The following is a 22083-nucleotide window of genomic DNA, read 5'->3' as shown; positions in this document are numbered from 1 at the left end:
TGTCACCGTCGCTGGAACTCGGGCGCCATCAGCAGCAGGGCGATCCCTTGCGCCCGGCTTTCCGCCCGGCGGAGTGCCGTGCGGGTCTCGTCGGTGGCGAGCGGGCCGAGCACCGCATCGGCGAGGGCGAGCGGATCGGTGCCGGCGGCGAGCTGGCCGGCCCGGGCGGCGAGGTCGAGGCGGGCCCGCAGGCCCTCGGGCGCGGCCCAGGCGCCCGCCTCGTCCGGGTAGCCGTTCGGGGCCGCGGCCGCCCAATAGGGCTGGCCGAGGCTCGCGAGCCCTGCCATCACCACCCGCGGGTCCGCGGCGAGGCCGAGCCCGCGCATCGCCGCGACCATGAATTCCTGCGGCGAGCGCACCTTGCGCTGCACCGGGTCCCAGGCCTCCGGCGCCTCGACCAGCGCCAGCGACACGCGGGCGAGGTCGCCGTCCTGGTCGAGGAAGGTCTGGGCGAGGCGCGCCACGAGGGCGGGAGGCGGATCGTCGGCGACGAAGTGGCGGGCGAGCCGCAGGGCGACGTGGCGGGCGGTGGCCGGATGGGCGGCGAGGTCGGCGAGCGCGAGCCGCAGCTGCTCGGGCCCGACATCGAGGTAGGTGCGGCCGAGCAGCGTCACGGCGCCGGGCTCGTGCTCGCCGCGGCGGAAGGCGGTCGCGCCGGGCAGGCCCTCGGCATTGCCCTCGCGCGTGAGCGACCAGCCGGTGAGGATGCGGGCGAGCGCCGTCACGTCGTCCTGGCCGTAGCCGCCCCCGGCCCCGAGGGTGTGCAGCTCCAGGATCTCGCGGCCGAGATTCTCGTTGAGGCCCTTCTGCCGACGCTGGCCGGCCGGCGAGTTCGGGCCGACCGAGGCGACGTTGTCGAGGTAGATCAGCATCGCCGGATGGGTGGCGGCGGCGAGCAGGAGGTCGCGGAAGCGCCCGAAGACGTGCGGGCGGATCGCCTCGCGCTCGAAGGCCCCGGCGCTGACCCGCAGCCGCGGGCCCCGCGCCACCGAGACGGTGAAGTGGTTGGCCCAGAACCAGACCAGGCGCTCGGCAAACCCGATCGGCGCGCCCTGTGCCAGGGCGAGGCGGGCCGCGACCTCGGCCCGGTAGGCGCGCTCCTGGATCGGCGGCGCCGGCGGGCCCTCCGGCAGGCTCGCCTCCGGCGCGCCCTCCCGGGCGAGCTTGCGTGCCTGCTCCTCGGCCCGCAGCGCCGAGAGCAGCGTCGGCGCGGCTTCGAGGTCCGGCCCGCTCGGCACGGCGACTGCGCCGGCCAGGACCTCGCGACGCAGGGCGTCCCGGATCGGCTCCGCGGAAGCGAGGTCGCCCGGGCGCGCGCCGAGCCCGAACCGACCGAGGGCGAGCGCCGTCCGGCGCGGATCGACCGTCATGCCCCGTACCCTCGCCCACCCCTCGCGGGCCGGCCGCCATGACGCGCCGCGCGGGCTGAACCGATGCTGAGCGGCAGATGACGATTTCGTAAGGTGCAGCCGGCGTTGGCGGTCGGGCGGGGCTGCCGGTCAGCCGGCGAGCGCGAGCAGCCGGTCGGCGTCGACATGGGCCGCGAGATGGTCGGCCAGCCGGTCGAGCACCCGCTCGATCACCGCCTCGTAGGCCTCCGGCCCCGGCGCGGCGCCGAGGCGGGACAGCCACAGGGCGCGCTGGCCCTCGTCGGCGAAGAGGCCGTGCACGTAGGTGCCGCAGACGAGCCCGTCGGCCGAGACCGCGCCGTCGGGTCGGCCGTCGGCGAGGCGGACGAGCGGGCGCGCCGCGTCGGGCCCGGCGGTCTCACCCACATGCATCTCGTAGCCGGTGAACGGCGTCTCGTCCGGCAGGCTGACGCCGCGGGCCGCCGCCAGCCGCTTCTCGGGCGTGAGCACCGTCGCGACGTCGAGGAGGCCGAGGCCCGCCACCGTGCCGGGCGGGCCCTCGATGCCGTGCGGGTCGCTCAAGGACGTGCCGAGCATCTGGTAGCCGCCGCACAGGCCGAGCACCCGCCCGCCGCGGCGGCGATGGGCCAGGATGTCGACGTCCCAGCCCTGCGCGCGCAGGAAGGCGAGGTCGGGGATCGTGGTCTTCGAGCCCGGCAGCAGCACGAGGTCGGCCCCGGCGGGGATCGGCCGGCCGGGCTCGACCAGGACCACGCTCACCCCGGGTTCGGCCCGCAGGGGGTCGAGATCGTCGAAATTGGCGATGCGGGGCAGGACCGGCACCGCCACGACCTTGCCCCCCGGCCGCTCGGCGCCCCTGAGCCCCAGCACGTCCTCGGCCGGCAGCCGCGCCGCCTCGGGAAAGTGCGGGATCAGCCCCAGGGATTCCCAGCCGGTGCGCTCGGCGATGAGGCGCATCCCGTCGGAGAACAGCGCGGGGTCGCCGCGGAAGCGGTTGACGAGGAAGCCGCGGACCATCGCGGCATCCTCCGGGTCGATCACCGCCTTCGTGCCGACGAGGCTCGCGATCACCCCGCCGCGGTCGATGTCGCCGAGGAGGATCACCGGGGTGCCGGTGGCGCGGGCAAATCCCATATTGGCGATGTCGCCCCGGCGCAGGTTGACCTCGGAGGCCGAGCCCGCGCCCTCGACGAGGACGAGGTCGGATTCCGCCCGCAGGCGCCCGAAGCTCTCGACGACCGCGGCGAGCAGGCGCGGCTTCCAGTCCTGGTACTCCCGGGCCCGGGCCGTGCCGACCATGCGGCCCTGCACCACCACCTGCGAGCCGATCTCGCTCTGGGGCTTGAGGAGCACCGGGTTCATGTGGACCGAGGGCGCGACGCCCGCGGCCCGGGCCTGGAGCGCCTGGGCGCGCCCGATCTCGCCGCCATCGGCCGTGACGGCGGCGTTGTTCGACATGTTCTGCGGCTTGAACGGCCTGACCCTGAGGCCCCGGCGGGCATAGAGGCGGGCGAGCCCGGCGACGATCAGCGACTTGCCGACATCCGAGCCGGTGCCCTGGATCATCAGGGACCGGGCGCTCACGCGACGCCTCCGACGGTCGGCCGCTTTCCCACGCGCATCGGTGCTCCGGGTGACGGGGCCGCGCCGCCGCGGCGCGATCCGGAAAAAATTCAGCAAACCTCGACGGTGCCGCGGCCGGTGTGGCGCGGCGGTCATAGGCGTTCGGCCACGCCCAAGCTAGCGTGGCGCCACATATCCGTCCAACCGAGGCGTGGTCCAGTGCTCAAGTCCTTCCTGCTCGCCGGCTCCGCCGCGACCCTCCTCGCCGGGGCGGCCGCCGCCGCCGACCTGCCGCGCCGCGTCGCCCCGCCGCCGGTCTTCACCCCCGTCCCGGTCTTCACCTGGACCGGCTTCTACGGCGGCCTGCACACCGACTACACCTTCACCGACCGCCAGCGCATCACCACGCTCGGCAACGATTTCGCGCCGACCAACACGATCGGCAACGTCGCGACCCTGCGCCGCCCGCCGGTGGTGCGCAACGAGCAGGACGGCCTCGCCAACATCGGCGGCGGCTTCGGCTACAACTACCAGTTCACGCCGGGCTCGGGCTTCGTGGTCGGCGTCCAGGCCGACTGGGCCTGGAACGACATCCACAAGAACACCTTCTACCTCGGCCCGCAGCTCGCCGCGAATAACGGCTTCTCGGACCCGAGCGCCTTCCGGCAGGAGCTGTCCTGGCTCGGCACCGTCGTGGGCCGCGTCGGCTACGCCTTCGACCGCGTCTTCGTGTACGGCATGGGCGGCTTCGCCTATGGCGGCGTCGACTACCGCGCCAACTTCTACACCACGGCCGGCGCCACCCCGCCGCTCGCGCTCGCCTATACCGGCCGCTACAACGACATCGCGACCGGCTACGCCTATGGCGGCGGCATCGAGTACGCCCTGCCGACCGACTCGATCTTCTCGCGCTTCAGCGTGCTCAGCCTCATCGGCGTGAAGTCCGAGGCGGTGACGGTGAAGGCCGAGTACCTGCACTACGACCTCGGCAGCCGCAACGTGCTGGTGAACAACACCGGCCTCGCGGTGAACGGGGGCGTCGGCGCCCAGCCGCGCGGCTCCTACACCTCGCGCTTCCACACCGAGGGCAACCTCGTGCGCGCCGGTTTCAGCTACAAGTTCAACGGCCTCTGATCCACCCGGATCGGCTGAGCCGCTATGGCGGGCCCGGTACGGGCCCGCTCCCTTCGACGGCCGCCGGCACCCGCCAGGCGGCCGTTTTTGCGTTCCGCTCCCGGACTCCGGATCGGGCGGCACGGCCGTCGACGCGGCGACCTCGATCCAATGGCAGAGCTTGACGAGAGACCGTCCGGACGGTAGTGCGCCAAGCATGGGTGTTTCCCCGGCACAGATCCAGAAGGCGGCCGACCTGAAGCAGAGTCTGCTCCGGGCCGCGGCGCAGATCATCCTGCAGGACGGCGTGCAGGCGTTGACGCTCGAGGCGGTGGCCCGGCAGGCGGGCGCCAGCAAGGGCGCCCTCCTGCACCATTTCCGCACCAAGGCGGAGCTGCTCACGGTCCTGATGGCCGATCTGGTCGAACGCTTCGAGGCCGAGATGGAGCGCTTCGCCGCGGACGATCCGGATCCGCGCGGGCGGCGGACCCGCGCCTTCATCAACGCCTCCGCCAACTCCGCCGCGGAGGAGAACCGGCTCGGCGTCGTCGTCGCGGCGGCCTTCCTGTTCGATCCGGCCCTGATGCGCCGCTGGCAGGAGGTCGCCGAGCGGCTGATCGCCCAGGACCTCGCCGAGGCCGATCCGGTCCAGGCGAGCCTGCTGCGCCTCGCCGCCGACGGCCTCTGGGTCTCGGAGGCCTGCGGGCTCTACCCGATGAGCCCGGAGCACCGGGCCGCCGTGGTCGAGCGGCTCCTCTCCCTCACCCGCGCCTGACGGGCGCACCCCACCCTCGAACCGCTTCGCGGCCCCTCACGAGCATGACGATGACGACCCAACCCCGCTTCTCCGCGGCCGAGATCCTGCGCAGCATCGCCGGCGCCGGCCGCGCCCTGCAGCGCCGACAGAACCGCGACGGGCATTGGGTGTTCGAGCTGGAGGCGGACGCCACCATCCCGGCCGAGTACGTGCTCCTCGAGCACTACATGGACCGGATCACGCCCGAGCGGCAGGCCCGGATCGGCACCTACCTGCGGCGCATCCAGGGCGAGCACGGCGGCTGGCCGATGTTCCATGCCGGGGCCTTCGACCTCTCGGCCAGCGTGAAGGCCTATTGCGCCCTCAAGGCCATCGGCGACGATCCGCAGGCGCCCCACATGGTGCGGGCCCGTCGCGCCATCCTCGACCATGGCGGGGCCGAGCGCGCCAACGTCTTCACCCGCATCCAGCTGGCGCTGTTCGGCGCCCTGCCGTGGCGCGGCGTGCCGGTGATGCCGGTCGAGATCATGCACCTGCCCCGCTGGTTCGTCTTCAACATCTGGGCGATGTCGTACTGGGCCCGTACCTGCGTGGTGCCGCTCCTCGTGCTCCAGGCGGTGAAGCCGCGCGCCCGCAACCCGCGCGGCGTGACCTTCGCGGAGATCTTCCGGACGCCGCCGGAGCAGGTGAACGACTGGATCCGCGGCCCCTACCGCTCGCGCTGGGGGGTGGCGTTCAAGGCGATCGACACGATCCTGCGCTGGGCCGAGCCCGCCTTCTCGAGGATCGCCCGGGGGAGCGCCATCGCCAAGGCCGTCGCCTTCGTGGAGGAGCGCCTGAACGGCGACGACGGCCTCGGGGCGATCTACCCGGCCATGGCCTACGCCCTGATGATGATGGACGCCCTCGGCTGCCCCGCCGACGACCCGCGCCACGTCACGATCTGGCGGTCGATCGACAAGCTGCTCGTGGAGACGGACGACGAGGTCTACTGCCAGCCCTGCGTCTCACCGGTCTGGGACACCAGCCTGTCGGGCCACGCGATGATCGAGGCGCTGCGCAGCGGCGGCGTCGAGGGCACCCGGGAGCTGGACGCGGCCTGCGACTGGCTGGCGGCGCGCCAGATCACCGACGTGCGGGGGGACTGGGCGGTGACCCGGCCGGAGGCGCAAGCCGGCGGCTGGGCCTTCCAGTACCGCAACGACCATTATCCCGACGTGGACGACACCGCCGTGGTCGCCATGCTGCTCCACCGCAACGGCCGGCCCGAGCATGCCGAGGCGATCGAGAAGGCGCGGCGCTGGATCGTGGGGCTGCAGAGCCGGAACGGCGGCTGGGGCGCCTTCGACGCCGACAACGACCGCGAGTTCCTCAACCACATCCCGTTCGCCGACCACGGCGCGCTGCTCGATCCGCCGACCGCCGACGTGACGGGACGCTGCGTCTCGTTCCTGGCGCAGCTCGGCCACGCGGAGGACCGGCCGGTCATCGACCGGGCCCTGGCCTACCTGCGGGCGGAGCAGGAGCGGGACGGCAGCTGGTACGGCCGCTGGGGCACCAACTACATCTACGGGACGTGGTCGGTGCTCTGCGCCCTCAACGCCGCCGGCGTGCCGCACGACGACCCGATGATGCGCCGGGCCGTGGCGTGGCTGGTCGCGATCCAGCGCCCGGATGGCGGCTGGGGCGAGGACGAGCGCAGCTACGACCTGCGCCGCTACGTCGAGAACGCGGAGAGCCTGCCCTCGCAGACCGCCTGGGCGATGCTCGGCCTGATGGCGGCCGGGCAGGCCGACCATCCGGCGGTGATGCGGGGCGCCGCCTATCTGCAGAACACGCAAGGGGCGGACGGCGAGTGGCAGGAGCGCTCCTACAACGCGGTCGGCTTCCCCAAGGTGTTCTATCTCAAGTACCACGGCTACCGGCTGTTCTTCCCGCTCCTCGCCCTGTCGCGCCTCCACAACCTGCAGCGCGGCAACAGCCGCGAGGTCAGCTTCGGCTTCTGAGCCGACGGAGGGGCGACCGGCGGCGGCCGGACGCCTCTTCGGCCTGGAGCACTTCACGATCGCGTTGCCATCGCGAAGCTTTCTAAGCAGACTTGCGTTGGCAGGCCGACGCTTCGCCCGCTTAGGTTCTTGTTTTGTCGCAGATTTTCGGCGCCGACCCGGTAACCACTTCGGCGAAATCTGCTCAGGCCTTTGATTGAGCCGCATTGTCCTCGACGAGCCGGCATCCGCTTCGTCGGAAAATGCTCTAGTCGCGTTCCGCCTCGCGCAGGTGGCGGATGATGCCGGAGAAGTCGGTGCCGCCCTGCCCCACCGCCTCGAAGGCGGCGTAGATCGCTTCCGCCTGCGCGCCGAGCGGCGTCGCGGCGCCGGCCCCCGCGGCGGCTTCCTGGGCGAGCCGCAGGTCCTTCAGCATCAGGGCGGCGGCGAAGCCCGGCTTGTAGTCGGTGTTGGCGGGCGAGGTCGGCACCGGGCCCGGGACCGGGCAATAGGTGGTGAGCGACCAGCACTGGCCCGACGAGGTCGAGGCGACGTCGAACAGCGCCTGGTGCGACAGGCCGAGCTTTTCCGCCAGCACGAAGGCCTCGGCGACGCCGATCATCGAGATGCCGAGGATCATGTTGTTGCAGATCTTGGCCGCCTGGCCGGCGCCGGCCTCGCCGCAATGCACGACCTTGCGGCCCATCTTGGCGAGGATCGGCTCGGCCCGGGCGAAGGCGTCCGGGGAGCCGCCCGCCATGAAGGTCAGGGTCGCCGCCTTGGCGCCGCCGACGCCGCCGGAGACCGGGGCGTCGAGGCTTGCAAGCCCGCGTCCCTGCGCCTTGTCGTGGGCCGCCCGGGCACTGGCGACGTCGATCGTCGAGCAGTCGATCATCAGGGCGCCGGGGGCGACGTGCGGCAGCACCGCGTCGTAGACCGCCAGCACGTGACGCCCCGCCGGCAGCATGGTGACGACGATCTCGGCGCCCGCCACCGCGGCCTCGGCGCTCGACGCCACCGTGACCCCGGCCGCGCGGGCGGCGTCGAGGGCGTCGGGCATCAGGTCGAAGCCCGCCACGGCGTGGCCCGCCGCGACGAGGTTGGCGGCCATCGGCCCGCCCATGTTGCCGAGGCCCAGGAATGCGATCTGCGTCATCGTTGTCTTCCGTCTTGCCGTGTGGTTGATTGAAGCGACTACGGAGAATCCGTACATCCATGGCGAACCGGTTCACCTGGGATGAACGGAAGGCGGATTCGAACCTGCGCCGGCACGGCGTTGCGTTCGAGACCGCCCTGATGGCGTTCCGGGATCCCTTCGCCGTCGAGCAAATCGACGACAGGGAGGGTTACGGCGAGGAGCGCATCAACATGCTCGGCATGTGTGACGGCGTCATCCTGTTCGTGACCTATACGGAACGCGGGGAGGAGATCCGCCTGATCTCCGCGCGACGGGCAGAGCGACATGAGCGAGACCGTTATTTCCGCGAGAATTCGGCCTGACGGCAGTGTGGTGCGGTGCCACCAGGACGGGAGCGAGACACCGTTCGCGCCGGCACCGCTGCGGCCGATGAGCGATGAGCAGGTTGCGAGCGCCGCGGCGGCCGATCCCGACGCGCGCCCGACGAGCCCGGAGGGCGCGGCCAGCGCCCGGCGCGTGCCCCGAATCCGCACGCTGCGGCGGGCCCTGGCGCTGACCCAGGAAGAATTCGCCGCGCGCTATCACATCCCGCTCGGCACTCTGCGGGACTGGGAGCAGGGCCGCACAATTCCGGATCAGCCCGCCCAGGCCTACCTGACCGTCATCGCGCACGATCCCGAGGGAGTCAGTCGGGCCCTCGCGGCGCGTCCCGCCTGACGCGGTCATGCCTCAGTTCCCCACCAGGCCCCGCGCCACGATCACCCGCATGATCTCGTTGGTGCCTTCCAGGATCTGGTGCACCCGCAGGTCGCGGACGATCTTCTCCACCCCGTATTCCGACAGGTAGCCGTAGCCGCCATGGAGCTGGAGCGCCTCGTTGGCGACCCGGAAGCCGGTATCGGTGGCGAAGCGCTTGGCCATGGCCGAACGCTGGGTGGCGTCGGGATCCTTGCGGTCGAGGCTGGCTGCGGCGCCGTAGAGGAGCGCACGCGCGGCCTCCAGTTCGGTCGCCATGTCGGCGAGGCGGAATTGCAGCGCCTGGAACTCGTCGAGGCGCTTCCCGAAGGCCTTGCGCTCGGCCATGTAGGCGAGGCTCTTGTCCAGCGCCGCTTGTGCGCCGCCGAGCGAGCAGGCGCCGATGTTGAGCCGGCCGCCATCGAGCCCCGCCATGGCGATGCGAAAGCCGATCCCCTCCTCGCCGAGGCGGTTCTCGACCGGCACGCGGCACCCTTCGAAGATCACCGCCCGGGTCGGCTGGGCGTTCCAGCCCATCTTGCGCTCGTTCGGCCCGAAGGACAGGCCGGGCGCGTCGGCGGGCACGACCAGGGTCGAGATGCCCTTCGGCCCCGCCTCGCCGGTGCGGACCATCGTCACGTAGCAATCGGCCGCGCCGGCGCCCGAGATGAACTGCTTGGCGCCGTCGAGGATGTAATGGTCGCCGTCGCGCCGCGCGGTGGTGCGCAGCGACGCGGCGTCCGAGCCCGAACCCGGCTCGGTCAGGCAATAGGCGGCGACCTGGTCCATCCGGCACAGGCCCGGCAGGAGGCGCGCCCGCTGGGTCTCCGACCCGAACCGGTCGATCATCCAGGCGGCCATGTTGTGGATCGACAGGAACGCCGCCACCGTCGGGCAGCCGAGGCTCAGGGCCTCGAAGATCAGGGCGGCGTCGAGCCGGGTCAGCCCCGAACCGCCATGCTCCTCGGACACGTAGATCCCGCCCATGCCGAGGGCGGCGGCCTCCCGCAGCACGTCGAGGGGGAAATGCTTGCGCGCGTCCCAGTCGAGGGCGTGCGGGGCGATCCGCTCGGCCGCGAAGCTGCGCGCCATGTCGCGGATGGCGATCTGGTCCTCGGGGAGGGTGAACAGGGTCATGGCGGCGGTTCCTCCCGTTCTGTGTTGATTATTGTCTGTACCCGGCCTCGGACTGGCGCGGGTTTCTCCTCTCCCCGCGGGCGGGGAGAGGGCTGTGTCTCCGTTCAGGAGACGCAGCAAGCGGAGGCGTAGCCGGAGCGAGGGTGAGGGGGTGTTTCCGGGGGAGCCTCACCCGTCGAGACCCCCTCACCCTCGCCCTGCGGGCTTGCCGAACCCTCTGAACGAGGGTTCGGCCCTCTCCCCGCCCGCGGGGAGAGGAGAGAAACCCGTGCCTCTCGCGGGAGCCGGATGGCTCCCGCAGGTCCAGCGGCCCCTACTGCATCACCGGCATCGAGAACTGCGCGCCTTCCTTCACCCCCGACGGCCAGCGCTGGGTGACCGTCTTGGTCTTGGTGTAGAAGCGCACCGCGTCCGGCCCGTGCTGGTTGAGGTCGCCGAAGCCCGAGCGCTTCCAGCCGCCGAAGGTGTAGTAGGCCAGCGGCACCGGGATCGGCACGTTGATGCCGACCATGCCGACCTGGACCTTGGCGGCGAAGTCGCGGGCCGCGTCGCCGTCGCGCGTGAAGATCGCGACGCCGTTGCCGTATTCGTGCTCGTTGGGGAGCCGCAGGGCCTCCGCGTAGTCCTTGGCCCGCACCACCGACAGCACGGGCCCGAAGATCTCTTCCTTGTAGATCCGCATCTCCGGCGTCACGTGGTCGAACAGGCAGCCGCCCATGTAGAAGCCGTTCTCGTAGCCCTGCATCTTGAAGGCCCGGCCGTCGACCGCGAGCTTGGCGCCTTCCTGAACACCGATCTCCACGTAGTTGCGCACCCGCTCGAGCGCCGCCTTGGTGACGAGCGGGCCGTAATCGGCGCTCGGATCGGTGGACGGGCCGATCTTCAGGCTCTCGACCCGCGGGATCAGCTTGCTCATCAGGGCGTCGGCGGTCTTCTCGCCGACCGGCACCGCCACCGACACCGCCATGCAGCGCTCGCCGGCCGAGCCGAAGCCGGCGCCCATCAGGGCATCGACCGCCTGGTCCATGTCGGCGTCCGGCATGATGATCATGTGGTTCTTGGCGCCGCCGAAGCACTGGGCGCGCTTGCCCGTCGCGGTCGCCCGCGCATAGACGTACTGGGCGATGTCGGAGGAGCCGACGAAGCCGACCGCCTGGATGATGTCGTCGTCGAGGATCGCATCCACGGCTTCCTTGTCGCCGTTGACGACGTTGAGGATGCCGGCCGGCAGCCCCGCCTCGATCATCAGCTCGGCGAGCCGCATCGGCACGCCCGGATCGCGCTCCGAGGGCTTGAGAATGAAGGCGTTGCCGCAGGCGATGGCGGGCGCGAACTTCCACATCGGGATCATGGCGGGGAAGTTGAACGGCGTGATGCCGGCGACGACCCCGAGCGGCTGGCGCATCGAGTAGATGTCGATGCCGGGACCGGCGCCTTCCGTGTACTCGCCCTTCTGGAGGTGCGGGATGCCGCAGGCGAATTCCACCACCTCGACGCCGCGCTGGATGTCGCCCTTGGCGTCGGGGATGGTCTTGCCGTGCTCGCGGGCGAGCAGGTCGGCGAGGCTGTCCATCTCGCGGGCGACGAGGTCGAGGAAGCGCATCATCACGCGGGCGCGGCGCTGCGGGTTGGTGGCGGCCCACCCGATCTGCGCCTTGGCGGCGTTCTCGATCGCCGCGCGCATCTCGTCCCGGCTCGCCAGCGCCAGGCGCCCGATCACCTCGCCGGTCATCGGCTGGTAGATGTCGGAGAAGCGGCCCGAGCGGCCGGAAACGTGCTCGCCGCCGATGAAGTGCCCGACTTCGCGCGCCATGAGGGATCCTCCCTGGATCAGATGTCTTGGGGCCACCTTGCCCTGGCGATCCGCATAGCGGAAGGGGCGTGGGAGCGGAACGGGTGTGCGCGGATGCGGGAACCGGACGGGACGAGGGGCGACGTGTGGGACGATTACCGCTTCGTGCTGGCGGTGCACCGGGCCGGCACGGTCTCGGCGGCGGCGCGCCGGCTCGGGGTCGACCACGCGACGGTGATCCGGCGGATCGACCGGCTGGAGCGGCGCCTCTCCGAAAAGCTCTTCCATCGCCGGGCCTCGGGCTATACCGCGACGCAAGCCGGGCTAGCGCTGGTCGCCACCGCCGACGGGATCGAATCGGCGATCATCCACGGCGAGGCGGCGATCGGCCGGGCGGCCTCGCAACTGGTCGGCACGGTGCGGATCGGCGCGCCGGACGGCTTCGGCAGCGCCTTCCTGGCTCCCCGCCTGACCGGCCTGATCGAGCGCCACCCTCAGCTCGACATCGAGCTCGTGGCGACGGCCCGGCTGTTCAGCCTGTCGAAGCGCGAGGCCGACATCGCCATCGGGCTGAGCCTGCCGCCGGAGGGCCGCATCGTCGGGCGCAAGCTCACCGACTACGCGCTCAAGCTCTACGCCGCCCCGGCCTACCTCTCCCGGCACCCGCCGATCCGCGAGCGGCGCGACCTCGAGGGCCACCGCTTCGTCGGCTATATCGACGAGCTGCTCTACTCGCCGGAACTCGACTACCTGCAGCAGGTCGCCCCCGGGGCCGGGGCGCGGCTTCGCAGCGCGAACCTCAACGCCCAGCTCCAGGCGACGGTGGCGGGCCTCGGCCTGGCGGTGCTGCCCTGCTTCATGGCCTCCGGACGCCCGGACCTCGCCGGCGTGCTGCCGGATGCGGTGTCGCTCACCCGCAGCTTCTGGCTGATGATGCACGCCGACAGCCGCGACCTCGCCCGCATCCGGGCGGTGGCGGAGCACATCTACGCGGTGGTCGAGGCGGAGCGGGACCTGTTCGCGCCCACCTGAGACAACCCCGTCCGGCCGACGGCCCGTGCCAGGGCGACATCGACTGCCTCCAGACCGGCCGCGCGCTGGATGAAGGCGAGGCCGGCCCCGGCGCAGGCTTGGTTGAGGGCCTCGTCGTCATGCAGGGCGATCAGGTTCGCCGCAAAACTAGGGGGGTCCGCTGCGGTAAGCCGGTTCAGGGGATCGGGCAGGTCGAGTCCCTCCGCGGCCACCGGCGTGCACAGGCAAGGCAGGCCTGCGGCCAGGCTGTCGAGAACCTTGCCCTTGAGGCCGGCCCCGTAGGCGAGCGGTGCCGCGGTGAGGCGCACCCGATCGAAGATCTGGCCGAGATCGGCGACCGCCCCGACGATCTCGACCCCGGGCCGCGCGAGGCGGCGGACGGCCGGAGGCATATGGCTACCGGCGAGGAGGCAGGGGATGGTCGGATCACGGGCCCAGACCAGCGGCATCACCGCCTCGACCAGGCGCTGGGCCGCATCGACGTTCGGCGCGTGGCCGTAATGGCCTAGGAATGCGACGCCCCGCCGCTCGGAGAACGGCACGGCCCCCGGCCGGACCGGAACTTCCCAGGGAACCACGTGGACGCGCCCGGCCGGCACGTCGCGCCGCAGCAGATCCGCCTCCGCGGCCGAGTGGGTGACGACCGCATCGGCCCACAGCGCCGCATTCAGCTCGGCGGCGCGGGTGCGCCGGGCCAGGGCGTACAGGTCCTGGCGCTCCTCCACCAGCGCCTGTCGGGCCAAGCGCAGGTGATGCAGGTCGGCAACGGCGTAGACGAGGCGGGCCCTGGGCTGGTGGTGGCGGACCAGGCCGCCATACCGCGCGGCGTTGGCGAGGCGGTGGAGGTACACGACGTCGAAAGTGCCGGCGTGGCGGGACAGGATCTCCTCGACCGAGGCGTACCAGGGCCGGCCGAGGCCGACGATCCCCTCCCGCGCGAGGATGCCGTCATCCGGCTCCGAATCGGCCGCCGCGAAGCTTACGGCGTAGCCGAGGCGATGCAGGGCACGGGCATGGGACAGAATCGCGCTCGAGCCGGCATCCCGTTCGCGCCGCGGCACGTGATCGTCGATCACCAGGGCACGCGGCCCGAGCTCCGGCGTGGGCTCCTGCCCCGGCGGAGCCCGCCAGCGCGGCCGGCGCGCCGGCCCGCCGCCGATCCGCTCGGCGCGCCGCCGTAGCAGCTCCTCGGTCTCGCGCGCCAGGAAATCGAGACGCTCCTCCAGCGCATCGTCGTCGCACGGGGCGGACAGCAGGCGCGCCACCGCGTCGCGCGTTGCCTCGAACGCGGCCGCCGGCTCGAGCACCACCGGCGAGCCGGGCAGGTGGATACCGTCGCCCTCGCGCCGCACCGCGATCACATGGCGGGCGAGCGGCGACAGGCGCTCGCCGAAGGACAGGGTGAACCCGGCGCACCCGTCGCTGATGCCGGCCTCCTCCAGGTCGCAGCGATGCCGGTCGGCCAGCACCCGCGCGATGACCTCGTCCCCGACCGTGACCACCAGCCCGACCCGCCGTGCCGGCAATTCCGGATCCCAGGCCCAGCCAACGAGCCCGCTCCATTCGACGCGGTCGAGATGACCGCGCAGGGTCACGGCGCGCCTCTCCCGTCAGGCCGCATCGGCGGCCAGGACGAGCCGCCGGCGAGCCACCGGAGCGTCGTCCGCGGCCCGGCACACGGTGATGTCGTGCTCCCGCCCGTCACGGAACTCGGCCGGGAGCCGCAGGGCAAAGCCGTGGCAGCCCAACCCGATGCCCTCCGCCGCCACGTCGGCCCGGTGCCGGTCGGCCAGAATCTCGGCGACGATACGGCCGTCGATCCGCACCACGACGCAGACCGGTCCGATCGGATAGGCGGCATCGTGCGCCCAGCCGTGCAGCACGCCATCGGAGACGAGGTCGACGGCACCGCGCAGGACACCTCGCCCCGGCTCCGGCGACGCGAGGCCGGCCAGGACGGCGAGGCGTCCACGGATCGCCGCGAGGGCGTGGCCGCCTTCGATCCGCGGGGCGCAATACAGCGCCGCGACCGCCGGGGCCTCGGGATACAGGGCGGCGAATTCACGGGCATTGTGGAACATGGCGCGGCTGTCGTCGTCGACGAACGTCTCGGACGGCGCTCCCTCTGCCAGGATCACGTCGTGGCTGTCGAGCTCGACGTGGAGGTACTGCACCGCGTCGATGTGGCCTGCCTGGGTGATCGACGCCCCGTTGACCAGGTGCTTGGCCGGCACGAGCACCCCGTCGAGGAGCATCGCGTGCTGCGGCGAGATCCGCAGGTCGCGCCGCGGCAGCCCGCCGCCGAGGGCGCCCGCCGCGATCGTGATCGGCAGGACGTCCGGGTTGGCAGCGGCGAAGCGCCCCCCGTAGCTGCGTCGGCCGATCCACTTGATCGGTCGCAGTGAGCCGGAGGCGGTGACCAGCCGGTCGCCGATCGCCAGATCCTCGACCGCGGTCTCGCCCGCCGCGGTGGCGATGCGGGTCCCGGCGACGTAGCAGGCGACGTCGGCGACGAAGATGTCGACGTTGCTGCCGGTCTGCCCCGGGATGACGTTCGCGTCGATGCTGGCGAAAGCGATCCTCGTTCCATCCGGCGAGAAGCGAGGAGCGAAGGCGCCGCTGTCGGTCGGGTTCCGGCTCAGCGTCTCGGTGACGCGGGTGACCGAGCCCGTCGTCAGATCCTTGATGAAGATGTCGCTCGCGTTGTTGGTGTCGCCCGGCACGACGTCGGCCGCGTCGCTGGCGAAGGCGATCCGGGCACCGTCGGGCGAGAAGGCCGGATACTCGCTCCCGTAGTAGCTGATGAATTTACTGGATTGTTGAACGTTGCCCGGAAAAATCTCCCTGCTGTCAGGGCTGTCGACCTGCGCGTTGCCCGAGGTCGTCGAGACGCGCTGAATCGCGCCCGTGACGAGGTCCTTGACGAACACGTCGTCGTCCCGGTTGGTGTCGCCCTGAACGAGGTTGCCGGCGACGCTCGTGAACGCGAGCTTCGTCCCGTCGGGCGAGAAGACCGGCTGCCGGCTCGCGCCGTCGGCCTGTGTGCCGTCGGCTGCCGTCGAGACCCGCGTCAGGGCACCCGACCGAAGATCCTTCACGAAGATGTCGCGCACGCCGTTGTCGTCGCCGGGGACGAGGTTCGTGGCGTTACTCCAGAAGGCCGCCTTGGAACCGTCCGGCGAGAAGGCCAGGCCGGCGCTCGCGTCGTTCGCGGGCGCACCAGCCTGTGTCGTATCAAGCCTGGTCAGCGCCCCGGTCTGGAGGTTCTTCGCGTACAGGCTGTAGGAGTAGGTCGGATTGCCCCCGGTCGCCGTCGGCGTCGGATATTCGACGCGGCTGAACGCGATGCTGCGCGCATCGGGCGAGAACTGTTGCTGCGCATTGCTACCGGTGACGCCGTCCCGGTCGAGGCTGGCCGTGACGTTCGTGAGCGCGCCGGTACTGAGATCCTTGACCAGGATGTTGCTCGCGAACGGGGCGCCGGGCGACAGGGTCGTGCCGAAGTTTTCGAAAGCGACCTTCGTGCCGTCGGACGAGATCGTCGGCCCGCTGCTGCCGCCGCCGAAGCCGTCGCCGCGAGTGACCGCCTGTGCACCATTGGCCGCGGTCGAGACGCGCGACACCGTGTTCGAGGCGAGATCCTTGATGAAGATGTCGGTGATGCCGTTGGTGTCGTCCGGCACCAGGTTCGACGCGTCGCTCGCGAAGACGATCTTCGTCCCGTCCGGTGAGAACACGAACCCGGTGCTGCGTGCCGGCTGCGGCGCTCCTCCGGGAGACGTGGGCGGCGCGAATGCCTGCCGGCCATCGGCTGAGGTCGAAACGCGCGTGATCGCCATGAATAGGTCGCTCCAGCGGTCATGCGCTGTGTCCCAGGCGGATGACCATAACCCCACCGTGAAAGCATATCCTTTCGGGAGAATGAAGTCTGCGACGGTGCGCGCCGGTCGTCTGTTGCCGAACGGCCACGCCATCGCGTCCGAACACCAAACAATACGCCAAAATTTATTCGCACCTTCTTGACGCAACAATACGTATATCCATCCGACGCCGGCTAACGCTGCGCAATAAATGGGTCGAAACAAAAATTTTACGTTGCAGAAATAATCGGAATTGCGATGCCGTCCGTCGTCGCATTGCCGCCGCAGGCCATCGACAACCGGCCCCGCTGCATCGACTACTCACGAATGTGCGGCGAGACGTGCTTACGACCTCTCGCCAAGCGACCGCCCGTTACCGCGGCGTCGCGCCCGACACCGGACGGCACGGCCATGCGAAGGACGCGCGAGATCAGTCGACCGCACCGGGACATTCTCGGCCTGCGGAGCCCGTCGCTCTCGCAGGATCTCCCGGATGGCCCTCGAATCGACGAAAGCGGTCGACATGTGCTGCCTCGATTCCAGACGGTTCTCGCGCCCGATGCCCGTCGGGCCTACTCCCCCAGGATCGCCACCGCCCGGGTCCAGCCCGCCGAGGCACCCTTGATCTTCACCGGGAAGCACGCGACCGTGAAACCCGTCGCCGGCAGCGCCTCCAGGTTGGCGAGCTTCTCGATCTGGCAGTAGCCGGCCTCGCGTCCGGCCTTGTGGCCCTCCCAGATCAGGCTGGCGTCCCCGGTGGCGGCGTAGCGGCGGGCGGTGTGGGAGAAGGGGGCGTCCCAGCTCCAGGCGTCGGTGCCGACGACGCGCACGCCCTTCCCGGTCAGGTGCAGGGTCGCGGCCCGGCCCATGCCGCAGCCGGAATCGACGTAGTCGGCCTGCCCGAAACGGGCGCCGGCGCCCGTGTTCACCAGCACGATGTCGAAGGGCTTCAAAACGTGGCCGATGCGGGCGAGCTCGCGGTCGATCTCGTCGGGGGTCACGACGTGGCCGTCGGGCAGGTGGCGGAAATCGAGCTTCACGCCGGGCCGGTAGCACCAGTCGAGGGGCACCTCGTCGATGGTGATCGCCCGGGCGCCGCCATCCATGGTCGGGTGGTAGTGCCAGGGCGCGTCGAGATGGGTGCCGTTATGGGTGGTGAGCTGCACGCTCTCGACCGCCCAGCCCTGGCCGTCCGGCAGGTCCTCGGGCTCGAGGCCCGGAAACAGCCCGGCGACCATCGGGGCGGAGGTCGCGTGGTCCATGTAGGTCACGGTCGGGCGCTGGAACGGCGGGTCGGCCGGCACGTCGTTCTCGATCGCGATGGAGAGGTCGATCAGTCGGGGCATTCCGGCGGCTCCTGCGATGGTGTAGCGGCCTGCATCCTCCCGTCACACGGTCCTGGCAAGGGACCCGCCCGGCCACGAGAAGGACCCCGCATGACGCCGACGATCCGCCCCATCGAGGATGCCGACGTGCCGGCGGTGATCGCCCTGTGGCACGCGGCCGGCGTGGCGCGGCCCTGGAACGACCCGGCCACCGACATCGCCTTCGCCCGGCGGGGGCCGCACGGCACCGTCCTTGTGGCGGAGGTGGAGGGGTCGCTCGCCGCCACCGCGATGGCCGGCGAGGACGGGCACCGCGGCTGGCTCTACTACGTGGCGGTGGCGCCCGAGCACCAGGGCAGCGGGCTCGGGCGCGCCATGGTCGCGGCGGCGGAGGCGTGGCTCGCCGCGCGGGGCGTCTGGAAGGTGCAGCTCCTGGTGCGCCGGGAGAACGAGGGCGTGCTCGGATTCTACGACCACCTCGGCTACCGCGACACGAATGCCGTCTGCCTCCAGAAGGTGATCGCGACGGCGTGAGACCCGTCGCGCCCGGCTACTCCCCTCCCCCCTCCCGCCCCGGCCAGATCACCCAGTGCAGGTCCGGCGTCTCGGCGAAGAGCCGGCGGTGCTGGCTCACCGCGTAGTTGTCGGTCATGCCGGCGATGAAGTCGGCGACGCGGCGGGGGGTGCGGGGGTCGTCGGGACCGACGAGGCCCGCGCTCCATTCCTCGGGCATCCGGGTCGGGTCGCGGCGGAAGGTGGAGAAGAGATCCTCGACGATCGCGGCGGCCCGGCGGCGCACCGCCATCACGCCGGGATGGCGGTACATCCGGGCGAACAGGAAAGTCTTGATGTCCCGGTCGGCCGCCGCCATCGGCTCGGAGAAGGCGACCACCGGGGCGGCGGCGTGGCGGATCGCGGCGGCATCCGCCGGCTGCAGGGCGGCGAGGCGCCGCTCGGCCTCGGCGATGACGTCCTCGACGAAGCGGGTGATGACCCGGCGGGCGAGCTCGTGGACCACCCGCGAGCGCTCCAGGCCCGGATAGGTGGTGCGGATCTCGTCGAGGAGGCCGGCGAGGAACGGCACCTCGTTGAGGTCGTCGAGGCCGAACAGGTCGGCGCGCAATCCGTCGTCGAGGTCGTGGGCGTCGTACGCGATGTCGTCGGCGAGCGCCGCGACCTGGGCCTCGGGCCCCGCGAAGGTCGCGAGTTCGAGGTCGTTGAGGGCATTGTACTCGGTGATCGCCACCGGGATGCCGCCCTCGGCATAATGCGGCGTCGGCCGCCCGTCGCGGGTCAGGAGCGGGCCGTTGTGCTTGACGAGGCCTTCCAGGGTCTCCCAGGTCAGGTTGAGCCCGTCGAAGGTGGCGTAGCGGCGCTCGAGCCGGGTCACCAGCCGCAGGGCCTGGGCGTTGTGGTCGAAGCCGCCATGCTCGGCCATGCAGGCGTGCAGCGCATCCTCGCCGGTATGGCCGAAGCAGGTGTGGCCGAGGTCGTGGGCCAGCGCCAGCGCCTCGGCCAGGTCCTCGTCGAGGCCGAGCGCGCGGGCGAGCGCCCGGGCGATCTGGCTCACCTCCAGGGTGTGGGTCAGGCGGGTGCGGTAATGGTCGCCCTCGTGGTGGACGAAGACCTGCGTCTTGTGCTTGAGCCGCCGGAAGGCGGCCGAGTGGACGATCCGGTCGCGGTCGCGCTGGAAGTCGCTGCGGGTCGGCGAGGCGGGTTCCGCGATCAGCCGTCCGCGCGACGCGGCAGGGTCGCTGCCGTAGGGGGCCCGCCAGCGCTCGCCTGTCCGTCTCACGTTCGCTCCCCCTCGCGCCGTTCCGCGCCGCACCGGCGGCATCCCGTCCCACGCCTGCGCCGCGGTTGCGGCGCACGGCCCCACTTCTTATGTTGCCATCGCACGCCGGACCCCCACCCGAGAAGCCGTCGATGACCCCGATCACCCTGACGTCCCGCGCCGCCCGCCGCATCAACGAGATCATGGGCGCCGAGCCTCCGGGCTCGATGCTGCGCATCAGCGTGAATGGCGGCGGCTGCTCCGGGTTCCAGTACGCCTTCGACATCGCGAAGGACCGCACCGACGACGACCTCGCGGTGGAGCGCGACGGCGCGACCGTGCTGGTCGACCCGACCTCCCTGCCGTACATGGAGGGCGCGACGATCGACTTCGTCAACGACCTGATCGGCCAGTCGTTCAAGATCGAGAACCCGCAGGCCACCGCCTCCTGCGGCTGCGGCACCTCGTTCTCCCTGTAACCTCGCCTGCCATTCTTCCGGGACGTTCCGCCATGACCCGCTCACTGACAACGGGCGTGGCCCGGGCCGCGCTCGGTGTCGTCGCCTGCGCGACGCTGGCCGCCGCCCTGCCGGCGACCGTGCCGCTCCTCGCCACCCCGGCGCTCGCCCAGAATCCCGCGCCGAGCGCCGGACAGGCCGGAGCGGTCGCCCTCGACGAGGTGGTGCTGCCCCTCGGCCCCGTCACCCTCAAGGCGCCGAAGGTGGAGCTGCGCGGCACCGCGCTGTCGCGCGACGAGGCGCGGGCGATCCTGGATCCGGCCGGCCCCGCGCCGTGGCGCACGCGCCTCGACAAGCTCGACGCCCGCGAGATCGTGATTCCGGTCCTGCGGGTCGAGCAGCCGGCGGGCGGGCGGGTGCAGGTCGCGGTCTACCACGACGTCGTGGCCCGGGACGTGACGGCGGGCCGGATCGGCATCCTGGAGGCCGGCGGCGCCACCCTGACGGTCGAGGGTCCGGGGCCGGACGCGGCCGGCGCCTATGGCCGCCTGAGCATCCGCGAGCTCGACCTGCCGGGCCTCGCGCGCCTCCTCGCCGAGCCCGGCGGGCCCGACGCGGCACCGGTCCGGGTCTATGCCGGCGTCACCGCCGAGGACATCGCGCTCTCCGGCCCCGACGGAGCGGCGTTCCGCATCGCCCGCATCGACGCCCGCGACCTCACCGGCCGGCCGACGACGATCCCGTGGGGCGAGACCGCCCGGGCGCTCGCGGAGGGGGCCGGCCGCAAGGACGCGCCGGAACGCGCGCGCATGGCGGGCCTCGCCGCCGACCTGATGGACGGCGTGGCCATCGGCGGCCTCGAGATCAGCGGCATCACCCTGGCGGTGCCGGGCGGGCCGGCCGCTTCCCCGGGCGGCCCCGGGGCCAAGCCGATGCCGGTCCAGGCGAGCCTGGCGCGCCTGACCTATGCGCCGGACGGCGAGGCCAAGGTCGGCGAAGGCAAGGTCGGCGAAGGCAAGGCCGGTGAGGTCAAGGGCGAGGTCAAGGCCGGCCAGCCCGCGCTCGGCGAGATGCGGGTCGAGGGCCTGGCCGTCGAGGCGCCGGCCGGCCGCGTCGCGCTCAAGGGGCTGACCCTGTCGGGCCTGTCCCTCAAGCCGGTGCTGGACGGCCTGCGCCGCGCCGCGGCCGGGCCGCTCGATCCGGCCGAGCTGCGCCGCTACGCCCCGGCGCTGGCCCGCATCGCCGTCAACGACCTCGACGTCGATCTCCCGGCCCAAGCTCCGGGCGCGGACCCGCTCCAGGCCTCGGGCCCGCTGCGCTTCGCCCTGCGCAGCGGCAGCCTCGCGATGAGCGAGCCGCGCGACGGGGTGCCGACCGCCTCGCGCCTCACCGTGGACGGCCTCACCGGCGCGATCCCGCCCGGCACCACGGCGCCGCTCCTCGCCGACCTCGCCGGGCTCGGCTACGCCAGCCTCGATCTCTCGGGCATCGTGGATGCCCGCTGGGACGAGGCCGCCCGCGAGCTGACCCTGCGCGACGTGACGCTGACCGGCAAGGACATGGGTACCGCCCGGATCACCGGCACGATCGGCGGGATCGGCAAGGAGGTGTTCGATCCCGAGCCGATGGTCTCGTCCCTGGCGCTGCTCGGGGCCAGCGCCAAGTCCCTCGGGCTCACCCTGGAGAATGGCGGCCTGTTCCAGCGCTTCGTCGACCAGCAGGCCAAGGCCCAGAGCCTGAAGCCGGAGGAGCTGCAGCGCGAATACGGCACGGCCGCGATGCTGGGGATCCCGGCCGTGCTCGGCGGCTCGCCCTCCGCCAAGGCCCTCGGCCAGGCGGTGTCGCGCTTCGTGGTCAAGCCCGGCCGCCTCTCGGTCAGCGCCGCCGCCAAGGACCCGGCCGGCCTCGGGCTGATGGATTTCAGCACCGCCCCGAGCCCGGGCAAGATCTTCGACCGCCTGACCGTGACCGCGACGGCGGAGTGACGCTGCAAACGGGCGGGGCCGGGACGAGGTCTCCCCTCCCCCCGGCCCCGCCCGTTTGC

The 22083-nt window shown here is 72.0% G+C and carries 18 protein-coding genes; 9 read left to right on the top strand and 9 right to left on the bottom strand.

Going from position 1 to position 22083, the window contains the following annotated elements:
• Positions 1-2: 2 nt before the first annotated feature.
• Both QR78_RS20965 and QR78_RS20960 read right to left on the bottom strand, forming a co-directional pair.
• The gene (locus QR78_RS20965; protein ID WP_048429516.1) at positions 3-1370 is read right to left on the bottom strand and encodes a DUF1800 domain-containing protein; all 1368 of its coding nucleotides are present in this window, start codon (positions 1368-1370) and stop codon (positions 3-5) included.
• Between the two features lie 129 nt (positions 1371-1499).
• On the bottom strand, positions 1500-2936 hold the full coding sequence (locus tag QR78_RS20960) for a cobyric acid synthase (RefSeq protein WP_048429524.1): 1437 nt from the start codon (positions 2934-2936) through the stop codon (positions 1500-1502).
• Positions 2937-3152: 216 nt separating this feature from the next.
• Between QR78_RS20960 and QR78_RS20955 the strand changes: the two genes are divergently transcribed.
• The 3 genes from QR78_RS20955 to shc all read left to right on the top strand — a co-directional run bounded on the left by QR78_RS20955 (position 3153) and on the right by shc (position 6809).
• Positions 3153-4067: an outer membrane protein gene (locus QR78_RS20955; RefSeq protein WP_048429515.1), complete on the top strand. Its 915-nt coding sequence runs from the start codon at positions 3153-3155 to the stop codon at positions 4065-4067.
• A 196-nt stretch (positions 4068-4263) separates the two neighbouring features.
• Positions 4264-4821: a TetR/AcrR family transcriptional regulator gene (locus QR78_RS20950; RefSeq protein WP_053221018.1), complete on the top strand. Its 558-nt coding sequence runs from the start codon at positions 4264-4266 to the stop codon at positions 4819-4821.
• A gap of 50 nt (positions 4822-4871) precedes the next feature.
• Entirely contained in the window at positions 4872-6809 is a 1938-nt protein-coding gene (gene shc / locus QR78_RS20945; protein ID WP_089504235.1) for a squalene--hopene cyclase, read from the top strand.
• 247 nt (positions 6810-7056) lie between these two features.
• Here the strand turns inward: shc and mmsB are convergent, their stop codons facing one another.
• Positions 7057-7944 (bottom strand): 3-hydroxyisobutyrate dehydrogenase, encoded by an 888-nt coding sequence (gene mmsB / locus QR78_RS20940; protein ID WP_048429513.1) that lies wholly within the window; start codon positions 7942-7944, stop codon positions 7057-7059.
• Positions 7945-8003: 59 nt separating this feature from the next.
• Here mmsB and QR78_RS20935 point away from each other — a divergent pair, with 59 nt between their 5' ends.
• Entirely contained in the window at positions 8004-8288 is a 285-nt protein-coding gene (locus QR78_RS20935) for a BrnT family toxin (RefSeq protein WP_048429512.1), read from the top strand.
• Positions 8289-8355: 67 nt separating this feature from the next.
• The gene (locus QR78_RS20930) at positions 8356-8643 is read left to right on the top strand and encodes a helix-turn-helix domain-containing protein (RefSeq protein WP_048429511.1); all 288 of its coding nucleotides are present in this window, start codon (positions 8356-8358) and stop codon (positions 8641-8643) included.
• A 12-nt stretch (positions 8644-8655) separates the two neighbouring features.
• Here QR78_RS20930 and QR78_RS20925 read toward each other — a convergent pair whose 3' ends face one another.
• Together QR78_RS20925 and QR78_RS20920 are read right to left on the bottom strand one after the other, a co-directional pair.
• Positions 8656-9798 (bottom strand): isobutyryl-CoA dehydrogenase, encoded by a 1143-nt coding sequence (locus QR78_RS20925; protein ID WP_048429510.1) that lies wholly within the window; start codon positions 9796-9798, stop codon positions 8656-8658.
• 313 nt (positions 9799-10111) lie between these two features.
• Positions 10112-11611, bottom strand: coding sequence for a CoA-acylating methylmalonate-semialdehyde dehydrogenase (locus tag QR78_RS20920; RefSeq protein WP_048429509.1), 1500 nt, complete (start codon positions 11609-11611; stop codon positions 10112-10114).
• Positions 11612-11704: 93 nt separating this feature from the next.
• On the opposite strand from QR78_RS20920, the gene QR78_RS20915 reads away from it, so the two are divergent.
• Positions 11705-12622 (top strand): LysR family transcriptional regulator, encoded by a 918-nt coding sequence (locus QR78_RS20915; protein ID WP_048429508.1) that lies wholly within the window; start codon positions 11705-11707, stop codon positions 12620-12622.
• On the opposite strand, the gene QR78_RS20910 is transcribed toward QR78_RS20915, so the two are convergent.
• The 3 genes from QR78_RS20910 to QR78_RS20900 form a co-directional block, all read right to left on the bottom strand.
• Complete coding sequence (locus QR78_RS20910) at positions 12577-14217, bottom strand: glycosyltransferase (RefSeq protein ID WP_048429507.1); 1641 nt, start codon at positions 14215-14217, stop codon at positions 12577-12579. The genes QR78_RS20915 and QR78_RS20910 overlap by 46 nt on opposite strands.
• A gap of 15 nt (positions 14218-14232) precedes the next feature.
• Complete coding sequence (locus QR78_RS20905) at positions 14233-16596, bottom strand: Hint domain-containing protein (RefSeq protein ID WP_082172131.1); 2364 nt, start codon at positions 16594-16596, stop codon at positions 14233-14235.
• 458 nt (positions 16597-17054) lie between these two features.
• Positions 17055-17828, bottom strand: coding sequence for a cyclase family protein (locus tag QR78_RS20900; RefSeq protein ID WP_048429505.1), 774 nt, complete (start codon positions 17826-17828; stop codon positions 17055-17057).
• Positions 17829-17918: 90 nt separating this feature from the next.
• Here QR78_RS20900 and QR78_RS20895 point away from each other — a divergent pair, with 90 nt between their 5' ends.
• Positions 17919-18341 (top strand): GNAT family acetyltransferase, encoded by a 423-nt coding sequence (locus QR78_RS20895; RefSeq protein ID WP_048429504.1) that lies wholly within the window; start codon positions 17919-17921, stop codon positions 18339-18341.
• Between the two features lie 16 nt (positions 18342-18357).
• Here QR78_RS20895 and QR78_RS20890 read toward each other — a convergent pair whose 3' ends face one another.
• A complete protein-coding gene (locus QR78_RS20890; protein ID WP_048429503.1) occupies positions 18358-19644 on the bottom strand; it encodes a deoxyguanosinetriphosphate triphosphohydrolase in 1287 nt (428 codons plus the stop codon).
• A gap of 89 nt (positions 19645-19733) precedes the next feature.
• On the opposite strand from QR78_RS20890, the gene erpA reads away from it, so the two are divergent.
• Positions 19734-20060 carry an iron-sulfur cluster insertion protein ErpA gene (erpA, locus tag QR78_RS20885; protein WP_048429502.1) on the top strand — a complete coding sequence of 109 codons (327 nt, stop codon included), beginning with the start codon at positions 19734-19736 and terminating at the stop codon, positions 20058-20060.
• Positions 20061-20092: 32 nt separating this feature from the next.
• The gene (locus QR78_RS20880; protein ID WP_053221017.1) at positions 20093-22024 is read left to right on the top strand and encodes a hypothetical protein; all 1932 of its coding nucleotides are present in this window, start codon (positions 20093-20095) and stop codon (positions 22022-22024) included.
• The last annotated feature ends 59 nt before the right edge of the window (positions 22025-22083 follow it).

Origin of the sequence: Methylobacterium indicum (assembly GCF_001043895.1) — a bacterium.
GTDB lineage: Bacteria > Pseudomonadota > Alphaproteobacteria > Rhizobiales > Beijerinckiaceae > Methylobacterium > Methylobacterium indicum.
This window is presented reverse-complemented; position numbering and strand designations above follow the sequence as displayed.

Coding starts and splice junctions, on each gene's coding strand:
- QR78_RS20915 (WP_048429508.1), top strand. CDS start 11,705: ATGCGGGAACCGGACGGGACGAGGGGCGACGTGTGGGACGATTACCGC.
- QR78_RS20880 (WP_053221017.1), top strand. CDS start 20,093: ATGACCCGCTCACTGACAACGGGCGTGGCCCGGGCCGCGCTCGGTGTC.
- QR78_RS20935 (WP_048429512.1), top strand. CDS start 8,004: ATGGCGAACCGGTTCACCTGGGATGAACGGAAGGCGGATTCGAACCTG.
- QR78_RS20900 (WP_048429505.1), bottom strand. CDS start 17,828: ATGCCCCGACTGATCGACCTCTCCATCGCGATCGAGAACGACGTGCCG.
- shc (WP_089504235.1), top strand. CDS start 4,872: ATGACGACCCAACCCCGCTTCTCCGCGGCCGAGATCCTGCGCAGCATC.
- QR78_RS20920 (WP_048429509.1), bottom strand. CDS start 11,611: ATGGCGCGCGAAGTCGGGCACTTCATCGGCGGCGAGCACGTTTCCGGC.
- QR78_RS20950 (WP_053221018.1), top strand. CDS start 4,264: ATGGGTGTTTCCCCGGCACAGATCCAGAAGGCGGCCGACCTGAAGCAG.
- QR78_RS20890 (WP_048429503.1), bottom strand. CDS start 19,644: ATGCCGCCGGTGCGGCGCGGAACGGCGCGAGGGGGAGCGAACGTGAGA.
- QR78_RS20895 (WP_048429504.1), top strand. CDS start 17,919: ATGACGCCGACGATCCGCCCCATCGAGGATGCCGACGTGCCGGCGGTG.
- QR78_RS20965 (WP_048429516.1), bottom strand. CDS start 1,370: ATGACGGTCGATCCGCGCCGGACGGCGCTCGCCCTCGGTCGGTTCGGG.
- QR78_RS20905 (WP_082172131.1), bottom strand. CDS start 16,596: ATGGCGTGGCCGTTCGGCAACAGACGACCGGCGCGCACCGTCGCAGAC.
- erpA (WP_048429502.1), top strand. CDS start 19,734: ATGACCCCGATCACCCTGACGTCCCGCGCCGCCCGCCGCATCAACGAG.
- QR78_RS20960 (WP_048429524.1), bottom strand. CDS start 2,936: ATGATCCAGGGCACCGGCTCGGATGTCGGCAAGTCGCTGATCGTCGCC.
- mmsB (WP_048429513.1), bottom strand. CDS start 7,944: ATGACGCAGATCGCATTCCTGGGCCTCGGCAACATGGGCGGGCCGATG.
- QR78_RS20925 (WP_048429510.1), bottom strand. CDS start 9,798: ATGACCCTGTTCACCCTCCCCGAGGACCAGATCGCCATCCGCGACATG.
- QR78_RS20930 (WP_048429511.1), top strand. CDS start 8,356: ATGAGCGATGAGCAGGTTGCGAGCGCCGCGGCGGCCGATCCCGACGCG.